The following is a 17896-nucleotide window of genomic DNA, read 5'->3' on the forward strand; positions in this document are numbered from 1 at the left end:
GGCCCTCCGGCGTTGCCGCCCTGCTCCCCCCTTGTCCCGCCGCCTCTGATAAGATTCGCGCATGGCCGTGCCTCTTCTCGATCTGAAGGCGCAGTACCCCCCTCTCCAGGGCGCGATCCGCGCCGCGCTCGATCGGGTGCTCGACTCGCAGCAGTTCATTTTGGGAGAAGAGGTCGCCGCCTTCGAGCGCGAGATCGGCGGCTGGCTGGACGGTGGGGAGGCGATCGGCGTGGCCTCGGGCACCGACGCGCTCCTGCTCGCCTTGATGGCCCTGGAGATCGGCGAGGGGGACGAGGTCGTCACGACCCCTTATTCCTTTTTCGCCACTGCCGGAGCGATTCACCGGGTCGGAGCCCGCCCCGTCTTCGCCGACATCGATCCGCGGACCTTCCTCATGCGCCCGGAGCTGGCGGCTCGGGCGATCACCCGGCGCACCCGGGCCCTTCTTCCCGTCCACCTCTTCGGACAGATGGTAGAGATGGAGCCGCTGCTCGAGATCGCCCGCGCGCGAAACCTCAGCGTGATTGAGGATGCGGCGCAGGCGATCGGCGCGACCACCGGATTCGAGGGGAAGACCGGGCAGGCCGGAACGCTGGGAACGATCGGCTGTTTTTCCTTCTTCCCTTCCAAGAACCTGGGAGGCGCGGGCGACGGAGGGCTGGTCGTGACGCGGGACGCGGGACTGGCCGACCGGATCCGCTCGCTCCGGCGGCACGGCGAGGAGGCTGCCTACGTCCATACCCGGGTGGGGCTGAACAGCCGGCTCGACGCCCTCCAGGCGGCCGTTCTGCGCGTCAAGCTCCCCCACCTCGACCGATGGAGCGCCGCCCGGGCCGCGAACGCCCAGCGCTACGGGCGTCTTTTCTCAGGCGCCGGCCTCGCGGGGCCCGACTCGCCGCTGATCCTGCCCGAGACGCGCCCCGGAGCGCGGCACATCTTCCACCAGTACGTCGTCCGGGCGCGGCGGCGAGATGACCTGCTCTCGCACCTCCGCGCCGCTTCGATCGGCTGCGCCGTCTACTATCCTATTCCCCTCCACCTGCAGCGCTGCTTCGCCGGGCTGCATCACCACCCGGGCGATTTTCCGGTCGCTGAAAGCGCCTCGGCCTCGAGCCTTGCCCTTCCCATCTACCCCGAGCTGACGGCGGCGATGCAGGAGGAGGTCGTCGGCGTCATCCGGGAGTTCTATTCCTCGGAATGAATGAGGCGGAAATCGGGAGAGCGCCGGAACGGCCGCCGAGGTTGAGGGGATTTCCGAGACGCCGCCCTAGACCGCCTGGCTGACGCTGCTGAAGGTGAACTCGCGCGATCGGAGGGCGGGCATGGCCATGGGGATCGGACCGCCGGCCACCTGGCGGGGCGCGGAGATCATCTCCACGTTCTTCAGCACCGTGATCGGGCTCTCGTTGAACCGGAAATTCCTCACGGCATGGGCGATCTTGCCGTGCTCGACCAGGAAGGTGCCGTCCCGCGTGATGCCCGTCAGGAGAAGGGTCTGGGGATCGACGAACCGGATGTACCAGAACCGCGTGACCAGGATGGCGCGCTCGGCGGTTCGAACCATCTCCTCGACCGTGTCGGTGCCGCCCGGCAGGATGAGATTCGCCACCGGTCCGGTCGACCGGTTCGCCGTCTTGCGGGCCCAGTAGCGCGACATCTGAAGGTGACGCAGCACTCCCCGGTCGAACCAGGTGATCCGCTGGGCCGGCAGGCCGTCCTCGTCGAAAAGGACCCCGGAAAGGCCGGCGGCCGTCGGATCCGAGATCAGGTCCACTTTCTCACTCAGCATCTTCTCGCCAATCCGCGTTCCGCCGCCGGGCCGGGAGAAGACGGAGCGCCCTTCGTCCGCGCTGCGCGCCTCCAGGCTGAGGGCGAGGGAACCCAGCAGGTCGGCCACCGCCTGCGGCTCCAGGATCACGGTGTACTTCCCCGGCGGGAGCTCCTTCGGAGAAGCGGAGCGGGCGGCCTTCTCCATGGCGGAGCGCCCGAGCCGCTGCGCGTCCAAGTCGATCAGACGCCCGAAGTCGAGCCCGGCCCAGCCGCTGCCCGCTCCGTCGCGGGTCCGTGCAGTGGTGGAAAAGGACCCGTCGGTCCTGGCCGAATAGGCGAACAGGCTCGCGGAGCTGGCGAGCGCCGTGGCCGACGAGGAGTGCTCGAAAAAACCGGAGGAGAGCAGGCCTTTCGATTTCGACCGTTCCGTCAGGGCGGCGATTCGCGAGGCTCTCGCCTCCGGGCCGAGGTCGTCCAGGGCGGAATCGATGCCTTGCGTCTTGAGATAGGTTTGCGGCGGAAGGACCGGCATCCACTCCGGATCTTCCGGGGAAAGCCGGGCCAGCTCTTCGCTCCGCCGCACCACCCGCGCGAGCGACGCTTCGTCGGTGACGTTGGTCCGCGCCGCTCCGTGGCGCTTTCCGAAGACCGACACCACCGTGACGGTCAGATCCTCGGCCGAGCCGGCGGTGGTGATGCCATTGTTGGCGAAGCGGGTGTTCCCCCGCCGCTCGGCGCCGAGGCGCACGAGCGCCTCCTCGGCCCCCGAGAAGCCCAGGATCTTCGACGCCATGGCACGGAGCGCCTCGGCGGACGGGATCAAAGCTTCCTCTCCGTGCTCAGGACGTTGATCCCGCGGAAGCGCGCGACGGGGGAGGCGTGGCTGACGGCGTTGACCTGTCCGGGCTCGCCCTTGCCGTCGTAGAAGGTGCCGTGGGTCATCCAGGTTTCGGGCCCCCCGAGCCCGTCGCAGGCGTTCCAGAACTCGGTCGTGTTGGACTGATAGGCCAGATCGCGCAGCGCATCGCCCAGCTTCCCGTCCCTGATCTCCCGGAAGGACTGCCCGGAGAACTGGAAGTTGTAGCGCTGCTGATCGATGCTGTAGGAGCCGTCCCCGACGATGTAGATTCCGTCCTTCACCTCGGCGATCAGCTCCTCGGCGCTCCGCGCGGCGGTCCCGGGCAGCAGCGAGACGTTCGGCATGCGCTGGAACGGGATGGAGGCCCAGGAGTCGGCGTGGGCGCATCCCTTGCTGGAGTTCTGCCCGATCCACCGGGCCTGCTCGCGCGTCGTCTGGTAATCGACGAAGAGGCCGTCCTTGACCAGGTGCCATCGCCGCGCCTTCACGCCGTCGTCGTCGTAGCCCACCGTCGCCAGCCCGCCGGGGAGGATCCGGTCGGCGATGAAGTTCACCCGGGGGGAGCCGAACCGGAGCTTGCCCAGCTTGTCGGGCGTCGCGAAAGAGGTGCCGGCAAAATTCGCCTCGTATCCAAGGGCGCGATCCAGCTCGGTCGGGTGGCCGACCGACTCGTGGATCGTGAGCCAGAGATTGGAAGGATGCAGCACCAGGTCTTTGCGCCCCGCCCCGGCCGGGCGCGCCCGCAGCTTCTGCACCGCCTCCTCGGCGATTCGTCCCGCCGCGTCAGCCAGATGCGCCTCCTCGACGTACTCGTAGCCGTACGCCGCGGGCGGGATGTCGTGGGATCGCGTCGCGAATCTTCCCGTCTTTCCATCCACGGCCGTCACGGTGTAGGCCGGGTTGCAGCGGACCAGCGTCTGCGAAAGCAGCGTCCCGGCGGTCGACGCGAAACTCTTGTCTTCACGGACGAAATGGAGCGACGAGGAGCAGTATTTCGCCCCTTTCACCCGGAGGGCCTCGCGGTTGATGGCGAGCAGCAGCTCCACCTTGCGGTCGAGCGGCACCTCGAAGGGATCTTTGACGTAGGGGGTCTGCCAGACGTCCTCGTACCGCTCCACGGGGACGAGGCGGACCGCCTCGCTCCGGCCGGCGACGTTCGCTTTCGCGGTGGCCACCGCCAGCGCGGCGACCCTCGGCACTTCCTCCCGGGTGACCCGGCTGCTGGCCGCGAACCCCCAGGTCCCCTTGACGAGCACCCGGATCCCCATGCCGTACGATTCTTCGTCGGAGATCGCCGTGAGGTGGTCCTCGCGGGCGGCGAGCCGCTGGTTCCGGTACCGGTTGATACGCACGTCGGCGTATCCCGCCCCGGCGGAGCGCGCCGCCTCCAGCCCCAGGGCGGCCAGCTCGTTCATTCGGCGATCCCCAGGACGAGCCGGTCGCGCCAGGCATCGGGCATGCGGTGGTGAATCCAATCCTCCCGGATGAGAGCGGGATCGCGTCGGCCGCCGGCGGCCGCCACGGCGTCGCACGATTTGCGGTAGGGGGACCCGTACTCCACGAACTCAGGCGACGGGGATCCGGCGGTGGATTGCACGCGGCGGGCGTCCCGTGGGGCGGAGAACCCGGGAAGGGCGGGAAGCACGGCGCCGAGGGCCGCCACGAGATGAAGCGAGGACCTGAGGAAAGCGCGTCGATCCATGGGCCCTCCTCCCGGAGCCCGTACGGTATTCGAACCGCTTTCGGGCTGTCAACCCTTGCGCCGCTCCGGGGGGAGCCGTTCCGTCTCGACGTGAGAGATCGACTCGACCACGCGCGCCGTCGCCGGACCGCCCGCGCGGCCCGGGAAGACCAGCCGGAGCAGAATGGGCGTCACCATCGTCGTGGCGAGGACCATCACCACCATGACGGAGAACACCTCCCGCTCGATCACCCCCGCCGCCAGACCGTAGCCGGCGACGATCAATCCGACCTCGCCACGGGAGATCATGCCGATTCCGACCCGCAGCGATTCCCTGGGGCTGAATCCCGAGAGCCGGGCGAGCGCGCCGCAGCCGGCGATTTTCGAGAGAATCGCAACGGCCACGATCACCGACGCGAAAAAGATACCCCGCCCCGAAGCGGCGATCTCGCGGCCGTTGGCCTGCAAGCCGATGTCCACGAAGAAAATCGGCACGAAGAGGGAATAGGTGACGGAATGGATTCCCCGATCGATTTCCGCCTTGAAGCGGGTCTGGGCGAAGAGGAGGCCGGCCAGGTACGAGCCGGTAATCGCGGCGACGCGCCCCACGAACTCGGCGGCGAACGCGTACCCGAACGCGACGAGCAGCACGAACGCCATCAGCGGCTGGCTCGTGGGAAGGCGCCTGACGCGCTCGGTGATTCTCTCGAGGAAGCGGCGGCCGGCAAGCCACCCGAGCCCGAAGAAGAACGCCATCCGCACGCCGATCAGTAGGATATCCGTGATCCCGAACCGCTCCCCCGAGGCGGCGGCCCCGGCGCCCGTGAAGGCGATGACGAGCGACAGGACGAAGATCCCCATGACGTCGTCGATCACCGCGGCGCCGAGGATGGTGGTCCCTTCGCGGGTGCGCAGCGCCCCGAGCTCGAAGAGAGTCTGCGCCGAGATGCTCACGCTGGTCGCGGTGAGGACCGTCCCGACGAAGATGCACTCGACCCAGGGGCGTCCGAAGAGCCGCGCGGTGAGGATCCCCAGAAGGAACGGCAGGACGACTCCTCCGGCGGCGGACCAGAAGGCGGCCCGGCCGACCCGCCTCATCTCCTGCAAATCGGTCTCCATGCCGGCCACGAACATCAACAAGATGACCCCAATCTCCGCGAGATCGTGGACGATCCCCCCCAGAGCGGGATGAAGCGAATCTCCCATTCCGGACGGCGCGAAGATCCGGAGCCCCAGGACGTCGAAGAGAGTCGGGCCGAGAAGAAGCCCGGCGAGAATCTCGCCGAACACCGCCGGCAGCCCGAGCCGGCTGCTCAAGGAGCCCGCCCCTTTGGCGGCTACGAGAATCACGGCTAGGAATAGAAGGAGTTGAAGAAGATGGGTCAAGCGGCTCTCCGTCGCCGGACGACCCAGAAAGCCGTCCGGCGGCTACCTTATAAGTGGTCGAGCGACGTTCTGTCAAAGCCCCGCGCCGGCCCGCAATCCCAGCGGGGGTGCGAAATTGACTCTCCCCCCGAATCATGATAAAAACTCACGCCTTTTTCGTCAGATGCGTCACGCGTGCTTGCCGGGGATCGGAAGTGTTCCCCGTCCGGAGATCGAGGGCTCCGACCGCCTCCTGAACCCGGTTTTGGGATCGTCAGAACATGCTCGAACGAGTCGGTCGCCGCGAGGAATGGGTGGGCCCTCCGGCTCCGCTGGACCGCGTCCAAAGCACCGAAAAGCTCACCAAGACCGTCGTCTTCCTCGCCTTCAGCCTCATCCTGTTCTCCGCCTACATCAGCGGCTCGTTCGCTCGGGCGCATTACTGGTACAACATCAGCTTCGTCACGCGCTTCCTGTCGCTTCCGCTGCTCGCCTACAGCTGCCTGATCATGATTCATCTTCCCTACCGGGCCATCCTCTGCTTTCTGTACAAACCCTATCCCGTGCGGGACGACCTTCCGACGATCAGCTTCATCATTCCCGCCTTCAACGAGGGGGCGATGGTGGAGAAGGCGATCGAGTCCAGCGCCACCTCCAACTATCCCCGGGAGCGGATGGAGGTGGTCTGCATCGACGACGGCTCCACCGACGACACCTGGAAGTACATCCAGCGTGCGGCCGCCCGGCATCCGGGAATGGTCCAGGTGCTGCGCCATTCCCGCAATCGCGGCAAGCGCCAGGCGCTCGCCACCGGCTTCAACCACTCCAAGGGGGAGATCCTGATCACGCTGGATTCCGACAGCGTCATCGCGGCCGACGCCGCGCGCCATCTCGTGGCGCCGTTCGCGGATCCTCAGGTGGGCGCCACGACGGCGCGGGTGAAGGTCTACAACAAGGCGGAGAACCTGTTGACGCGCATGCTGGCCGTCCGGTACGTGATGGCCTTCGAGTTCTTCCGGGCCTCGACCTCGGTCTTCAAGACCGTCATGTGCTGCTCCGGGGTCCTGTCGGCCTACCGGCGCAAGGTCGTGAAGAGGTTTCAGCAGGCCTGGCTGGACCAGGAGTTCATCGGCCAAAGCTGCACGTACGGGGACGACCGGGCGCTCACGAATTTCATCCTGCGCGAAGGCTACCACACGATCTACCAAAGGACGGCCGAAGTGAAGACCCTCGCCCCCACGACGCTTCCGAAGCTCGCCCGGATGCTCACCCGGTGGCACAAGAGCTTCATTCGCGAGAGCATCATCTTCTCCACCTTCATGTTCACCCGGTATCGCGAGAAGTACCGGTTCCCGGCCGCCTTCGATTTCATCCTCACCACCTTGCTGATCCCGTTGCAGTTCTACGTGACGCTGTACTCCATCTACCACATCTTCGTCGACCCCATCCTAATCCTCCGGTTCCTGGCGCTCATCGTCATCATGGGAATCACCTACATGCTCTTTTACATACGGTTCGAGAAGAACACGGACTTTCTCTACGGGGTCCTTTACTCGTTCCTGCATGTCTTCTTCCTGATGTGGACCGTCCCCTACGCCCTCCTGACCTTCAAGAACAATTCCTGGCTGACGCGTTGATCGGGTCTCTCAGGAACCGGTCTGGCGGCGCCGGCTTGCCGCCTTTCAGGCCCCTATGCTAGGCTGCGGGCCGAATCGATCGATCACCCCATGGCATCTCAAGAAGCGGACCAATTGACGGGCGATCGGGACGCGGCTCTCGTCGAGCGCACCCGGCACGGGGATCCCTCCGCGTTCGACGCGTTGATGGAGCGGTATGAAGGAAAGGTCTATCGCCTGGCCCTGGGAATGATGAAGAACCGGGAGGACGCTCTGGATGCGGTCCAGGACGCTTTCCTCAGCGTTTTCCGCAAAATCGACTCCTTCAAGGGGGAATCGGCCTTCTCCACCTGGCTCTACCGGATCGCGCTCAATTCGGTCTACATGAAGCTGCGCTCCAAGAGCCGGCACGACAAGGCGATCCCCCTGGATGACGAGGAATCCTTCGATTCCGCGACCGGCCACGCCCGGGGCGCCATTCGCGATTGGAGCGAGCGGGCCGACGACGCGCTGCTGCGCCAGGAGCTCGGCGGCATCATTCGCGAGGCGGTGGCGGCCCTGCCGGAAGAGTACCGGGCGATCTTCACGCTGCGGGACGTCGAGGAGCTGTCGAACCAGGAGGTGGCGGAAATCCTGGGCCTGACGGTGGCGGCCACCAAGACGAGGCTTCACCGGGCGCGGATGTTTCTGCGAAACCGGCTCTCACGCCATCTTCAGGGGATTCCCCGATGAGCGACCCTCAGCGTCCCGCCGGACCGGGCTGCCGGGAAGTCTTCGGACTCCTCAGCGACTACGTGGACGGCGAGCTTTCCCCGGAGACCCGCGGGGCTCTGGAGGAGCATCTGGGAGCCTGTCCGCCGTGCGAGCGATTCCTGAAGACCTTTCAAAAAACGCGCGCCCTTTGCCGCGAGAACCTTCTGGAAGAGATGCCCGACGAGCTTCGCACCCGCCTCCACTCCTTCCTCAAGGACAGGATCCGCGGCAAGTAGGTTCTGCCGAAAGGCCCATAGGGCTTGTAGTTTCACCGCCCTCACGATAAAATGACCGCGGGTTTTCCCCGAAGAAACCATTCAAGCGTCGCCGCACGGCGGGAGCCTTTTTCATGGATCCTCTCAACAAGAAGGAAATCGGCAAGCGAATCAAGCGTTTGCGCAAGGAAAAAGACCTCAAGCAATGGCAGATGGCCGACATCCTCGGCGCCACCCAGCCGGCCATTCACAAATATGAAAATGGGATTCTTCCCGAAGTGAAGCGTCTCTTGGAGCTGGCGCGGGTGGGTAACACGACGGTGGAATGGATCCTGACCGGCCGGCACTGGGAGAACGGCTCGGAGGAGCGCGAGAAGATTCCCGTGGACGTCTACCGGCTGGCGGAGCGCTTTCATCGTTTCACGGATGGGCAGCGCCGAACTCTCACCTCCGCCCTCGACATGCTCGAGAAGGCCTGCCAGCGGATCCGCGAGAAGGCCCAGCGCGAGTTTTCCGATGCCGATCTTCAGGACGTGGGCCGGGTCCTCCGCGACTTCGATCTCGTGACCCGCAAAGCGATTGCCGCCGCCCTGGGAGTCCATGAAGCGGTCATGGAGTCCCTGGTCGATTCACAGGTCCGGGATTTCCAGACTCTCTCCTCGCCACCGGCCGTCGACCCCGACGAAGAAAAGGAGACGCGCCTGACCGGCGCCGCCGACGTCCAGGAGTAGCTTCGGGGTCCCGAGCTTTTTCCCCGGTCGTGCCATGGAACTCTTTCCCGAACCTGCCCCCGCCCGCGCCGCCCCGCTTCCGCCCCTGGCGGATCGCATGCGTCCCCGGACCCTCGACGAGATGGTGGGCCAGGAGGACCTGCTCGGGCCGGGCCGGCCGCTTCGCGTCGGCCTCGACAGCGGGGAAATCCACTCCCACATCCTCTGGGGCCCCCCGGGATCGGGGAAGACGACCCTGGCCCGCCTGATGGCTTCGGTCACCGGGGCGCCATTCGTTCCCTTCTCGGCGGTCCTTTCCGGGATTAAAGAGGTCCGGGAAGTCATGACCCGGGCGGAGCGGCATCTCCGGTCGACGGGCCGAAGGACCCTGGTTTTCGTGGACGAGATTCACCGGTTCAATCGCTCCCAGCAGGATGCCTTCCTGCCCTTCGTCGAATCCGGGGGGATTGTCCTGGTCGGGGCGACCACGGAGAACCCCTCATTCGAGATCAACGCCGCGCTGCTCTCACGCCTCAAAGTCTACGTTCTCACGCCCCTTGGCGAGGAGCCTCTCCTGGCGATCCTGAAGCGGGCCCTGCGGGACTCGAGGGGCCTCGGAGGAAGCGTCGAGATCGCGGAGGCGGAGGCTCGGCTCGTGGCCTCCATGGCCGCAGGGGACGCGCGGAGGATGCTGAACACGCTGGAGCTCGTCTCCCGGATGACCAAGCCGGATTCCGAGGGGCGGCGGCGCGTCTCCGGCGGGACGATTCGCCGGGCGGTCGAGAGAGAGCCGCTGGTGTACGACAAGTCGGGGGAGGAGCACTACAACGCCATCTCCGCGTTGCACAAGAGCCTGAGGAACTCCGACCCCCACGCCTCCGTGTACTGGCTGGCGAGAATGCTCGAGGCGGGCGAAGATCCACTCTACGTGGCGCGCCGCATGATCCGCTTCGCCAGCGAGGACGTCGGGAACGCCGATCCTCAGGCGCTGACGGTCGCCATGGCCGCCCAGCAGGCGGTGCACTTCCTCGGGATGCCGGAAGGATCCCTCGCCCTCGCGCAGGCCGCCGTCTACCTGGCCACCGCCCCCAAGAGCAACTCGATCTACGAGGCCTACGAAGAGGCCGTCGGCACGATTCGGGAAGGGCACACGGAGCCGGTTCCCCTGCACCTCCGAAATGCCGAAACGCCGCTCATGAAGAATCTTGGATACGGCCGGGACTACCGGTACGCCCACGATTTCGAAACCGGGGCGACGTCGATGGAATGTCTGCCGGAGAGCCTGCGCGGATCCCTGTTCTACCGCCCGAGCGCGGAGGGATACGAAAAGGTGATCGCGGAAAGGATGAAAGAGTGGGCTTTGAAGCGCCGGGCTCCGGTCAAGAAGCCTTCCTGAAGTGCCACGTGGTGTCCGGGTCCTTGCAGGTGGCGCACATCGGGAGGATCGAGTCCTTTTCCATCTGGATCTTCGTCTCCGTTCCGGAATACTTGCAGTTCAGGCACTCGTAGGTTCCGGAAAGACCCGCCTTCTCTCCAATCTTGCAGGTGCGGGAGCTGTTCGGCATCGCATCCTTCCTCTCGGCGGCCCGGGTCCTCGCGCGGCCGGCTTTCCGGCGACGCAAAGACTAGCACACCTTTCGGCCCCTTGTCCGGGCGGCCGCCCGGCAAAAAAATAGGGGTGATTGCTCACCCCTTTGAGTCGCTGAAGAAACGGCTCGAGCTTATCTCTTTTTCTTCGTAGCCTTCTTCTTCGCGGTCTTCTTAGCCTTCTTCTTGGCAGCTATGGTCACTCACCTCCTTTCCCGGATGATGGTGTGAGGATTCTTTCGTCAGCTTCTCGCGCATCCATCACAGGGGGAATGTAGCGTTCCCCATCTCGATGTCAAGTTCTGGCGAAACGGGCCGGCGGACGGATGATGGAGAAAGAAAGAAGAATGAATCCAGAGGAAGGAGGGGACGGACCTGAGGATCGTTCGGAGGTTCGAGTTTGGGTCTGACATCCGGGATCGTTTTTCACCGCTTCTGTTGCCCGGGTTCACTCTTCGTCGGGCCGAATCCTCTTTCTTCAGCCCTTCGATTCTGTTTCATCTCCTTCGAGTGAAGACCGGGATCAGAGTTCACGATCACGTTCGACATTTTTTATATCACGCACCTGATCACGTGTCAACGACTTTTCGGCGTCACGATCATATTTTTTGATCGCTCCTCATCGATCGACGACCCGCGATCGGCCGCCGGGAGTAACGCGGCCCGAGTCCCGACCGAGGACGCGCGGGCGATTTTCCCCCAGCACCGGGGAATCGAAGAGCGTCCGAGCTCGCGGGATCCGACCGGCGGCGGAACGCGGGAGCTGCGCCGGGATCGGCGCGCGGCGGGGAGATGCCGGGAGTCGGAATCGAACCGACATGGGGCTTGCGCCCCGAGGGATTTTAAGTCCCTTGCGTCTACCTGTTTCGCCATCCCGGCACGGCGTCATCTTGGAGGAGTTGCGAGGAGGCTGTCAAGACTTCGAGAAGAGACCTCAGAAGTCGAAGCGGATTCCGAACTGGTACCGACGGCCGAAGCGGCGCTGCTCGTCCGCCTGCAGGATGTCCCGGCTCGAGCTCAGGGAGGTGATGCGGAGATCGTCGCTGTTGAGGAGATTGAAGATCTCGAAGAAGGCCGCGGCCGAGGTTTTTCCGAAGACGAAGCTCTTCTCCGTCCTCGTGTTGAAGGTGTAGACGGAATGGTTGCGATGGCCGTTCCGGTGCTCCGTGAGGAAGCCCCCCTGCGTGTCCGGCGTCCCGAAACGGCGGCGCCGCTGAACGTAGCCGACGTTGTCGAGGGCGTTGAAGGTATCCTCCACGGAGTAGGGCAGGCCCGAAGCCCACTGGGCGGTCCCGCCGAGCTGCCAATCGCCCGGCAGGTAGGCCGCGGCGTTGATCTTGACGACGTGACGCTGGTCGTAGTCGAGGAACCCCGATTCGAATTCGGTGAGCGAGGGATCGTCCCCGCTCTCGGAAAGGAAGGTCTCGGCCGCGCCCTGGCTCCTCGAGTAGGTGTAGCTTCCCTCCATTTGCCATTTTCGGCTCAGACGCTTGACCAGTTCCAGCTCGACCCCCCGGTAGGTCTGGTCGTTGTAATTGCCCAGCCGGAAAACCCGGTTGAAGAAGATGTTCTCGATGAAGAGATCGGGGCGACCGTCGGGAACGGCCACGTCGGCGACCGTCGCGGTGCCCTCGTCCCCAAACCCCCCGACCACCTCCTGCCTGCCCAGATCGTCCCTGAATCTCCCCGTGAACGGGTCGATGCGGGTGCTGTGATTCAGATCGATGTCCTGGAGCTGATGACGGTAATCCCTCCGGACGTAAGTCACCGACAGGGAGCACTCGGGGGCGAGCTCCCTCTCGAAACCCACCGTGAGCTCGTCGGTATAGGGAGTGGCGAGCCGGCGATCGATCTGGAACGCGGTGGGAGGGGACATGGATCGGCTCCTGCCGATCTGGTTGTTCGGCCTGCCGAAGAAGTCGACCCCATTCGCGTCGAAATTGTAATACCGCGTCACCGTGTCGGGGCCTTCCTCGAGGACCATCGTGTTCAGGAACAGCTTGTCGTAGAAGCGGCCCCAGGAAGCGAAGGCCTTGGACTTCCCGTCGGCCCAGGGGTCCCAGCTCAGACTCACCCGAGGGGCCACGTTCGCGTTCCGGATGCGGACGTCCTCGTCGCGCCGGAGGTTGATCCCGTGCTCGAAGAAATCCTGGACATCCACGTTCTGGCCGAGAACGGTGGAAAGATAGGGCCCCAGAATCAGGGTCTGGAATTCATGCTGCGTAAAGCGCCGCGCCCCCAGGCTTCTCAGCTCGCTGATGATGTGCTCGAGACGGAGGCGAAAGTCGGCGCTCACCGCCCCTGAATACAAGGGATCCGAGTCGGCGAGTCCAAGATCGACGATCCCGTCGAAATTGGCGTCGTGGGGGCTCACGTCGTTCTCGATGCCGCTCAGATTGAGCAGGGCGTCGTAGTCGTTCCTTTCGGCCGCCGGATCGAAAACCTCATGCCCGAAGGAGCGGAGATCCTCGAAATCGAACCGGAGGCCGAGGCCCAAGGTCAGGTTCGGCAGCGGCTTGTAGGTATCCTGGACGTAGAGGCCCAGATTGTTCCCGGAGGCGCTGTTGTCGATGCCGGGTATGGTCGGCAGGTGGGCCGTGACGGAACCTCCCTGTTGAAGGTTCCCCGGATCGGCGATCCCGAGCCCGGTCTTGACCTCCAGAATCGTGCGCTGGTGGGTGTTCCGCTCGAACCGCTCGCGCTCGTAGACCAGCCCCGCCTTGAGCTCGTGGCTTCCTCCGCCGTCCAAGTAAAGGGAGAAGTCCTCCCGGACCGTGAAGCGCTGCCGATGGTCGTCGAATTGCCAGGAGTTCGGACCTGAGACGCGGCCCGAGCTCTCTTCGACGCGATAATCGCGATCCGGGAACAATGGCGACTTGAATTCTCCGAAGTCCCGGCGGCGGTTGCCGTTCCGGTCGACGTAGAAGGGAAACGGCGTCGGCCCCGAGTTGCCCACCGTATCGAGGAGATTGTTGTGGTTGACGTCCTCGGAGTCGAAGAGGCCGTTTCCGGCCGTGCCGTCGAGCCCGTCAATCCCCAGATCCTCGTCGGGATCCAGCTGCCCGTTCTCGTTGAGGTCGAACTCCCGATCGAGAAGGCCGTTGCAATTCAAATCTTCGTTCTCGACGCCTTCGCACCCACCCGGGGGCGTCACCCGGCCATCCCCGTCCCGATCCTCACGGTTGTCGAGTCGCCCGTTGTGGTTGAAATCCTCGAAAAGATCGTAGACCCTGTCGCGATCGAAGTCTTCTCCCGGATCCCTCTCACGCGCCTGGAAGAACCCGTCGTTGTTCCCTCCGAGCTCCCGCACGTCGTCGATGAACAGTATCCCATTGTGGTTCGTGTCGGGATCCAGCGTCGGCGCGCGCCGGAACGAGTTATCGAACCAGGAGACGGAGGATTCCAGCAGATGGGCGGGTGAGAAGACGGCGGTCTCCTTGAGCGTGTAGGTCGGCCCGCCGCGCTGGAACTGATACCCCGACTCGACGGCAGTCTGGCTGTCGAGCCCCTGATTCTCGTCCCGCGTGTAATCGAGCGCGAGGGCGAACGCCATGCGATGGCTCTCGTTGATCTCCCAGGTCGTCTTCCCGAACTCCCGAAGACCGCGCGTGCGCGTCACGAAGGCCTGGGTGACGGCGTTGATGGGAGTCTCCACCTGGATGAACTCATTGGCCAGATAATACCAGGCCCGATCCTTGACGATGGGGCCCGCCAGGGACAGAAAGGGGTAGAGGTCGGTGAAGCTTAACTCGCGCAGCCCGTCGATCTCGCCCAGACCGCCTCGGACGTCGGGACGATCGATTCCCGCGCCGTCTCCGTCGAGCCGGGAGGTCCGCAGAAAGAACTTGAAGCTCCCCTCGAATTGGTTCCCGCCCGATTTGGTGACGATGTTGGCGAACCCTCCCTGAGCCCGGCTGTACTCGGCGGCGGCCCCGGAGGTGATGACCTCGATCTGCTCGATTGATTCGATATTGAGCTGCTGCCCGTAGTAGCCCGTGAAGGGATCGGTGGTGCTCACGCCGTCGACCAGCGTCACCACCCCGGTGTCCCGCGCGCCGTGGATGTTCGGATTTCCCGTGTCGTTCACGTCGGTGACGCCGGGCGCGAGACTCAGGATATCCTGATATCTCCTTCCGAGGACCGGTAGCCCGGAGATGAACTCCGAGGAAAAGGTGGTCGAGGTCACGACACTCTCGGTGTCCACCAAATCGGAATGCCCCTTCACCCGAATCGTCTCCTGGAGCTCGCTGGCGGGACGCAGGACGACGTCGAGGACGTAGACCTGGTTCGCGGTCAGCTCGATGTCGGAGAATTCCAGAGGGGCGAACGAGGCGAGGGCGACGCGGACGCGGTAACCCCTCCCGGGCGGCAGGCGGAAGAGCCTGAAGTTCCCTTCCCGATCGGCGATGGCCCCGAGTTCGCCGACGGCGAGCGCGTCGTTGCGCACGACGATCGTCGCCCCGGGAAGGGGCTGGCCGGATTTGTCGACGACCCTGCCCTTGAGGTCGGCCGTCGTCCCCGGCCAGGAGGGGGACGAGGCGAGGAGAAGCAGGACGGCGAGCAGCCCCAGCCTTTGCTTCGTGCGGCCCATGATGCCACCCCCGACGGGGCTCACCTGTTCGGAACCGAGAGTTGGCCTGATTATAGGACCGGTGTCGGGGCGGCGCAATGGCAACAGCGCGGGGGCGGCACCAGGCGCTGAATCCAAGCAGCAGGCTCAGGTCCGCCGGACCTCGGGAAGAACGGGAAGAAGATGGAGGCGGCGATCGGAATTGAACCGATGTATGGAGGTTTTGCAGACCTCTGCCTTACCGCTTGGCTACGCCGCCCCGGAGCCAGGATTCAGACTCGACTGCCGGATTTGACCCCCATTATAAGGATGGTATGGATCGGGTGCAACAGGATTTGGCGGGAGGGGGAAGGCGGCGGGGGAAGGAATGGAGCGGGAAACGGGATTCGAACCCGCGACTTCAACCTTGGCAAGGTTGCACTCTACCACTGAGTTATTCCCGCTCGAGCGGAACTTCGCTCCGGGGTAGAGTTCCCGGAACAGACCGTGACATATAGCAAACGACCGTGGCCATGTCAAGAAGGAACCCGCTCAGGAGTCGGCCCGGAACGCGCCCCGGACGTGCTCGAGTTGCGTTCCTTCGGTGCCGATCCGGACCGCCACCAGGTCGAAACGGCACGGGCGGTCCCACCGGCCGGAGGCCTGCAGGTACACGGAAGCCGCCCGCAGAATCCGGCGGCGCTTGGCGAGAGTAATCGCCTCGAGAGGGTCGCCGCAAGCGGCGGAGGTGCGCGTCTTCACCTCGACGAAGACGATTTCCTCTCCCTCGCGCGCGATCAGATCGATCTCGCCGCAGCGCGCCCGGAATCCCCTTTGGAGAATCGAGAATCCCCTCTCCAGAAGGTAGCGGGCGGCCGCTTCTTCTCCGAGATTCCCGAGCGACCGGAGATCCCGGGACTCCTCGGACAGACGCCAGACGGGGAGGGACAACTCAGAACTCCTCGTCTTCGGACGCATCGTGATCCTCCAGGGCCGGCGGCGCCGGGCTCGGCTGGCGTCTTTCGTGAAGGCGGCGAGCCTCGTCGATGTGCATCTGCATCTGCTGGCGAAAACGGGGAACGAAAAGCCGCAGTTCGGCCTGCTGCCGGGGACTCAGGGAGCGATCGATTTCGTTCCGCAGCCGGCTCTCCATCTCCCGGTGCTGCCTTTCGATCTCCTCGAGGCGGACGACCCCGGTCCGGAACTCCTGCTCCGGGACCGAGTCTTCGCCGAGCTTGACCTGCATCCGATGCATGACATTGCGGCGCTGCCGGGCGAAGCTCTCGCGCTCGTCGAAGATTTGCCGGACCTTCGGGACGACCTGCATCTCCTGCTCCGGGCTCAGCTCCAGGGCTTTTTTCATGGAGACGATCATGAGGACCTGGAGCGTGCCGCGCAGCTCGTCGTTTTCGGCGGGAGGCGCGGGCCGGGGCGACGGCGCCGGAGCGCCCAGAAGCGGCGCCACGGTCACGGCGCCCAGCATCGCCAGGATGAGGACGCGACGTCCGGCGATGGAAGGGGTTCGAAGGATTCGTATCATCGTCTTTCCTCCTTGGCAGGCTTCAGACCCGGTCGGAGATCAGCGCCTGCAGCAGCAGCTCACGGGCTTCCGGCGGGAGATCGCTTGCCGCCGTGTAGATGTCGGAATCATCCTGGGGACACACCGTGTCCAGCGCGCCCTGGAGCTCGGTCGGCGGGGGCCAATTCAGGTCCTCGTCCGCGGCGGACGGATCGCCGAGGTCGCCGCCGGGCAGGATCTCCTCCAGGGTGTCGCTCATGGCATCGGGAGGAACCCCGGTCTTCAGCCATTGCAGGGCCATGCGTGGATTGCTCTCGATCGACGGCTTCCAGGCCATCGACACCGCTCCGCCAAGGAGAAAGAGCGTCACGACCGCCGCCACGGCCCACCGGGACATCCCGGACCCGGGGCGGCGGGCCGTTTCCCGCGCGATCCGGTCCCGCAGGCGAGGCAGGAAAGAACTCCAGTACGCCTCTCCGGGATCGGGAACACGGGCCGGTCGCAGATTCTCCAGGACTTCGCGAAGATGCTCCGACTCCGACCGGCAGGCGGCGCAGTGCGCCAGGTGCTCCAGGATGGCAGCGGGCGCCTCCGGCCCGCCTTCCCCCACAAGGAGGATCGACAAGGCGTCTTGAACGCTCCGGCAATTCATATTCGGGGATCCCCCGTCCGAGTCAGACCCGGACCCTCCCTCTCAGCCCCTTTACGGCGTGAAAAAAATTCGCCTTCGCGGTGCCCACCGTGCATCCCATCACCGCGGCGATCTCATGGAACTTCATCTCCTGGAAGATGCGCAGGATCAGCGTCTCGCGCTGGCGAGGGGGAAGCAGGCTGACGGCGCGATCCAGGTTCGCCTTTCTCAGGAGATCGGAGTTGCCCGGCGGGGAAACTCGGGGAAGGACCCCTTCCGGGACCTTCTCCAGCGGGACCAGGCACCGCGGCAGCCGCGCCTTGCCTCGGTCGGCCGCCAGATTCAGCACGACCCGAATCAACCAGGTCCGAAAAGCGGATTCGCCCCGAAATCGGGGCAGAGCCCGGAAAACCCTCAAGAAAGCCTCCTGAGCCAGGTCATCGGCATCGGCGTGATTGCCCGTCAGCCGGTGGGCGAGCCGGTAAACCTCCACGCGGTGCTCGCGTACCAGATGATCGAATGCCGTCTCGTCCCCCGCCTGGAACCGGCGGACCAGCGCCAGGTCCCTCTCGTTCCGCTCCGGCGAGGAGGTCATCCGTGCTGCGCCCTCTTGTTTGATTCGACCATGTTGCCCCGGAGTT

The 17896-nt window shown here is 65.1% G+C and carries 16 protein-coding genes and 3 tRNA genes; 6 read left to right on the forward strand and 13 right to left on the reverse strand.

The features are described from left to right. Positions 1 to 61 precede the first annotated feature (61 nt). Positions 62 to 1201 (forward strand): DegT/DnrJ/EryC1/StrS family aminotransferase, encoded by a 1140-nt coding sequence (locus VGR67_02965; protein HEV8335358.1) that lies wholly within the window; start codon positions 62 to 64, stop codon positions 1199 to 1201. 66 nt (positions 1202 to 1267) lie between these two features. On the opposite strand, the gene VGR67_02970 is transcribed toward VGR67_02965, so the two are convergent. Genes VGR67_02970 through VGR67_02985 form a run of 4 tightly spaced genes read right to left on the reverse strand, consistent with a single transcriptional unit; the run spans position 1268 to position 5696 of the window. Beyond that, entirely contained in the window at positions 1268 to 2593 is a 1326-nt protein-coding gene (locus VGR67_02970) for a TldD/PmbA family protein (GenBank protein ID HEV8335359.1), read from the reverse strand. Further along, positions 2590 to 4044 (reverse strand): TldD/PmbA family protein, encoded by a 1455-nt coding sequence (locus VGR67_02975; protein HEV8335360.1) that lies wholly within the window; start codon positions 4042 to 4044, stop codon positions 2590 to 2592. The genes VGR67_02970 and VGR67_02975 overlap by 4 nt, the downstream gene beginning before the upstream one ends. After that, complete coding sequence (locus VGR67_02980) at positions 4041 to 4331, reverse strand: hypothetical protein (GenBank protein ID HEV8335361.1); 291 nt, start codon at positions 4329 to 4331, stop codon at positions 4041 to 4043. Before VGR67_02980 ends, VGR67_02975 begins: the two co-directional genes overlap by 4 nt. A 48-nt stretch (positions 4332 to 4379) precedes the next feature. Beyond that, on the reverse strand, positions 4380 to 5696 hold the full coding sequence (locus VGR67_02985) for a cation:proton antiporter (protein ID HEV8335362.1): 1317 nt from the start codon (positions 5694 to 5696) through the stop codon (positions 4380 to 4382). 260 nt (positions 5697 to 5956) lie between these two features. Between VGR67_02985 and VGR67_02990 the strand changes: the two genes are divergently transcribed. The 5 genes from VGR67_02990 to VGR67_03010 all read left to right on the forward strand — a co-directional run bounded on the left by VGR67_02990 (position 5957) and on the right by VGR67_03010 (position 10365). Continuing rightward, entirely contained in the window at positions 5957 to 7312 is a 1356-nt protein-coding gene (locus VGR67_02990) for a glycosyltransferase (GenBank protein ID HEV8335363.1), read from the forward strand. 114 nt (positions 7313 to 7426) lie between these two features. Then, positions 7427 to 8023: a sigma-70 family RNA polymerase sigma factor gene (locus VGR67_02995; GenBank protein HEV8335364.1), complete on the forward strand. Its 597-nt coding sequence runs from the start codon at positions 7427 to 7429 to the stop codon at positions 8021 to 8023. Beyond that, positions 8020 to 8280 (forward strand): zf-HC2 domain-containing protein, encoded by a 261-nt coding sequence (locus VGR67_03000; protein HEV8335365.1) that lies wholly within the window; start codon positions 8020 to 8022, stop codon positions 8278 to 8280. The genes VGR67_02995 and VGR67_03000 overlap by 4 nt, the downstream gene beginning before the upstream one ends. A gap of 113 nt (positions 8281 to 8393) precedes the next feature. Continuing rightward, positions 8394 to 8990 carry a helix-turn-helix transcriptional regulator gene (locus tag VGR67_03005; protein ID HEV8335366.1) on the forward strand — a complete coding sequence of 199 codons (597 nt, stop codon included), beginning with the start codon at positions 8394 to 8396 and terminating at the stop codon, positions 8988 to 8990. A gap of 97 nt (positions 8991 to 9087) precedes the next feature. Then, complete coding sequence (locus VGR67_03010) at positions 9088 to 10365, forward strand: replication-associated recombination protein A (protein HEV8335367.1); 1278 nt, start codon at positions 9088 to 9090, stop codon at positions 10363 to 10365. Here VGR67_03010 and VGR67_03015 read toward each other — a convergent pair. From VGR67_03015 to VGR67_03055, 9 genes are all read right to left on the reverse strand, one after another. Continuing rightward, positions 10349 to 10534 (reverse strand): hypothetical protein, encoded by a 186-nt coding sequence (locus VGR67_03015; protein ID HEV8335368.1) that lies wholly within the window; start codon positions 10532 to 10534, stop codon positions 10349 to 10351. The two genes, VGR67_03010 and VGR67_03015, sit on opposite strands and share 17 nt — an antisense overlap. A gap of 815 nt (positions 10535 to 11349) precedes the next feature. After that, positions 11350 to 11435: transfer RNA gene (locus VGR67_03020), tRNA-Leu, on the reverse strand. 55 nt (positions 11436 to 11490) lie between these two features. Beyond that, complete coding sequence (locus tag VGR67_03025; protein HEV8335369.1) at positions 11491 to 15147, reverse strand: carboxypeptidase regulatory-like domain-containing protein; 3657 nt, start codon at positions 15145 to 15147, stop codon at positions 11491 to 11493. A 163-nt stretch (positions 15148 to 15310) separates the two neighbouring features. Beyond that, positions 15311 to 15385, reverse strand: a tRNA-Cys gene (locus tag VGR67_03030). Positions 15386 to 15494: 109 nt separating this feature from the next. Beyond that, positions 15495 to 15569: transfer RNA gene (locus VGR67_03035), tRNA-Gly, on the reverse strand. A gap of 88 nt (positions 15570 to 15657) precedes the next feature. After that, on the reverse strand, positions 15658 to 16056 hold the full coding sequence (locus VGR67_03040) for a YraN family protein (protein HEV8335370.1): 399 nt from the start codon (positions 16054 to 16056) through the stop codon (positions 15658 to 15660). Position 16057: 1 nt separating this feature from the next. After that, positions 16058 to 16645 (reverse strand): hypothetical protein, encoded by a 588-nt coding sequence (locus VGR67_03045; GenBank protein ID HEV8335371.1) that lies wholly within the window; start codon positions 16643 to 16645, stop codon positions 16058 to 16060. A 22-nt stretch (positions 16646 to 16667) separates the two neighbouring features. After that, positions 16668 to 17276 carry a zf-HC2 domain-containing protein gene (locus tag VGR67_03050; GenBank protein HEV8335372.1) on the reverse strand — a complete coding sequence of 203 codons (609 nt, stop codon included), beginning with the start codon at positions 17274 to 17276 and terminating at the stop codon, positions 16668 to 16670. A gap of 22 nt (positions 17277 to 17298) precedes the next feature. Then, positions 17299 to 17850, reverse strand: coding sequence for a sigma-70 family RNA polymerase sigma factor (locus tag VGR67_03055; protein ID HEV8335373.1), 552 nt, complete (start codon positions 17848 to 17850; stop codon positions 17299 to 17301). Positions 17851 to 17896 lie beyond the last annotated feature (46 nt).

Source organism: Candidatus Polarisedimenticolia bacterium (assembly GCA_036004685.1).
In the GTDB taxonomy this organism is placed as follows: Bacteria; Acidobacteriota; Polarisedimenticolia; order Gp22-AA2; family AA152; genus DASYRE01.

Excerpts from the sequence above, each read along its gene's own strand:
- VGR67_02975 (HEV8335360.1), bottom strand. The coding sequence starts at position 4,044 with ATGAACGAGCTGGCCGCCCTGGGGCTGGAGGCGGCGCGCTCCGCCGGG.
- VGR67_03025 (HEV8335369.1), bottom strand. The coding sequence starts at position 15,147 with ATGGGCCGCACGAAGCAAAGGCTGGGGCTGCTCGCCGTCCTGCTTCTC.
- VGR67_02990 (HEV8335363.1), top strand. The coding sequence starts at position 5,957 with ATGCTCGAACGAGTCGGTCGCCGCGAGGAATGGGTGGGCCCTCCGGCT.
- VGR67_03045 (HEV8335371.1), bottom strand. The coding sequence starts at position 16,645 with ATGATACGAATCCTTCGAACCCCTTCCATCGCCGGACGTCGCGTCCTC.
- VGR67_03015 (HEV8335368.1), bottom strand. The coding sequence starts at position 10,534 with ATGCCGAACAGCTCCCGCACCTGCAAGATTGGAGAGAAGGCGGGTCTT.
- VGR67_03000 (HEV8335365.1), top strand. The coding sequence starts at position 8,020 with ATGAGCGACCCTCAGCGTCCCGCCGGACCGGGCTGCCGGGAAGTCTTC.
- VGR67_03010 (HEV8335367.1), top strand. The coding sequence starts at position 9,088 with ATGCGTCCCCGGACCCTCGACGAGATGGTGGGCCAGGAGGACCTGCTC.
- VGR67_03055 (HEV8335373.1), bottom strand. The coding sequence starts at position 17,850 with ATGACCTCCTCGCCGGAGCGGAACGAGAGGGACCTGGCGCTGGTCCGC.
- VGR67_02980 (HEV8335361.1), bottom strand. The coding sequence starts at position 4,331 with ATGGATCGACGCGCTTTCCTCAGGTCCTCGCTTCATCTCGTGGCGGCC.
- VGR67_02965 (HEV8335358.1), top strand. The coding sequence starts at position 62 with ATGGCCGTGCCTCTTCTCGATCTGAAGGCGCAGTACCCCCCTCTCCAG.
- VGR67_03005 (HEV8335366.1), top strand. The coding sequence starts at position 8,394 with ATGGATCCTCTCAACAAGAAGGAAATCGGCAAGCGAATCAAGCGTTTG.
- VGR67_03050 (HEV8335372.1), bottom strand. The coding sequence starts at position 17,276 with ATGAATTGCCGGAGCGTTCAAGACGCCTTGTCGATCCTCCTTGTGGGG.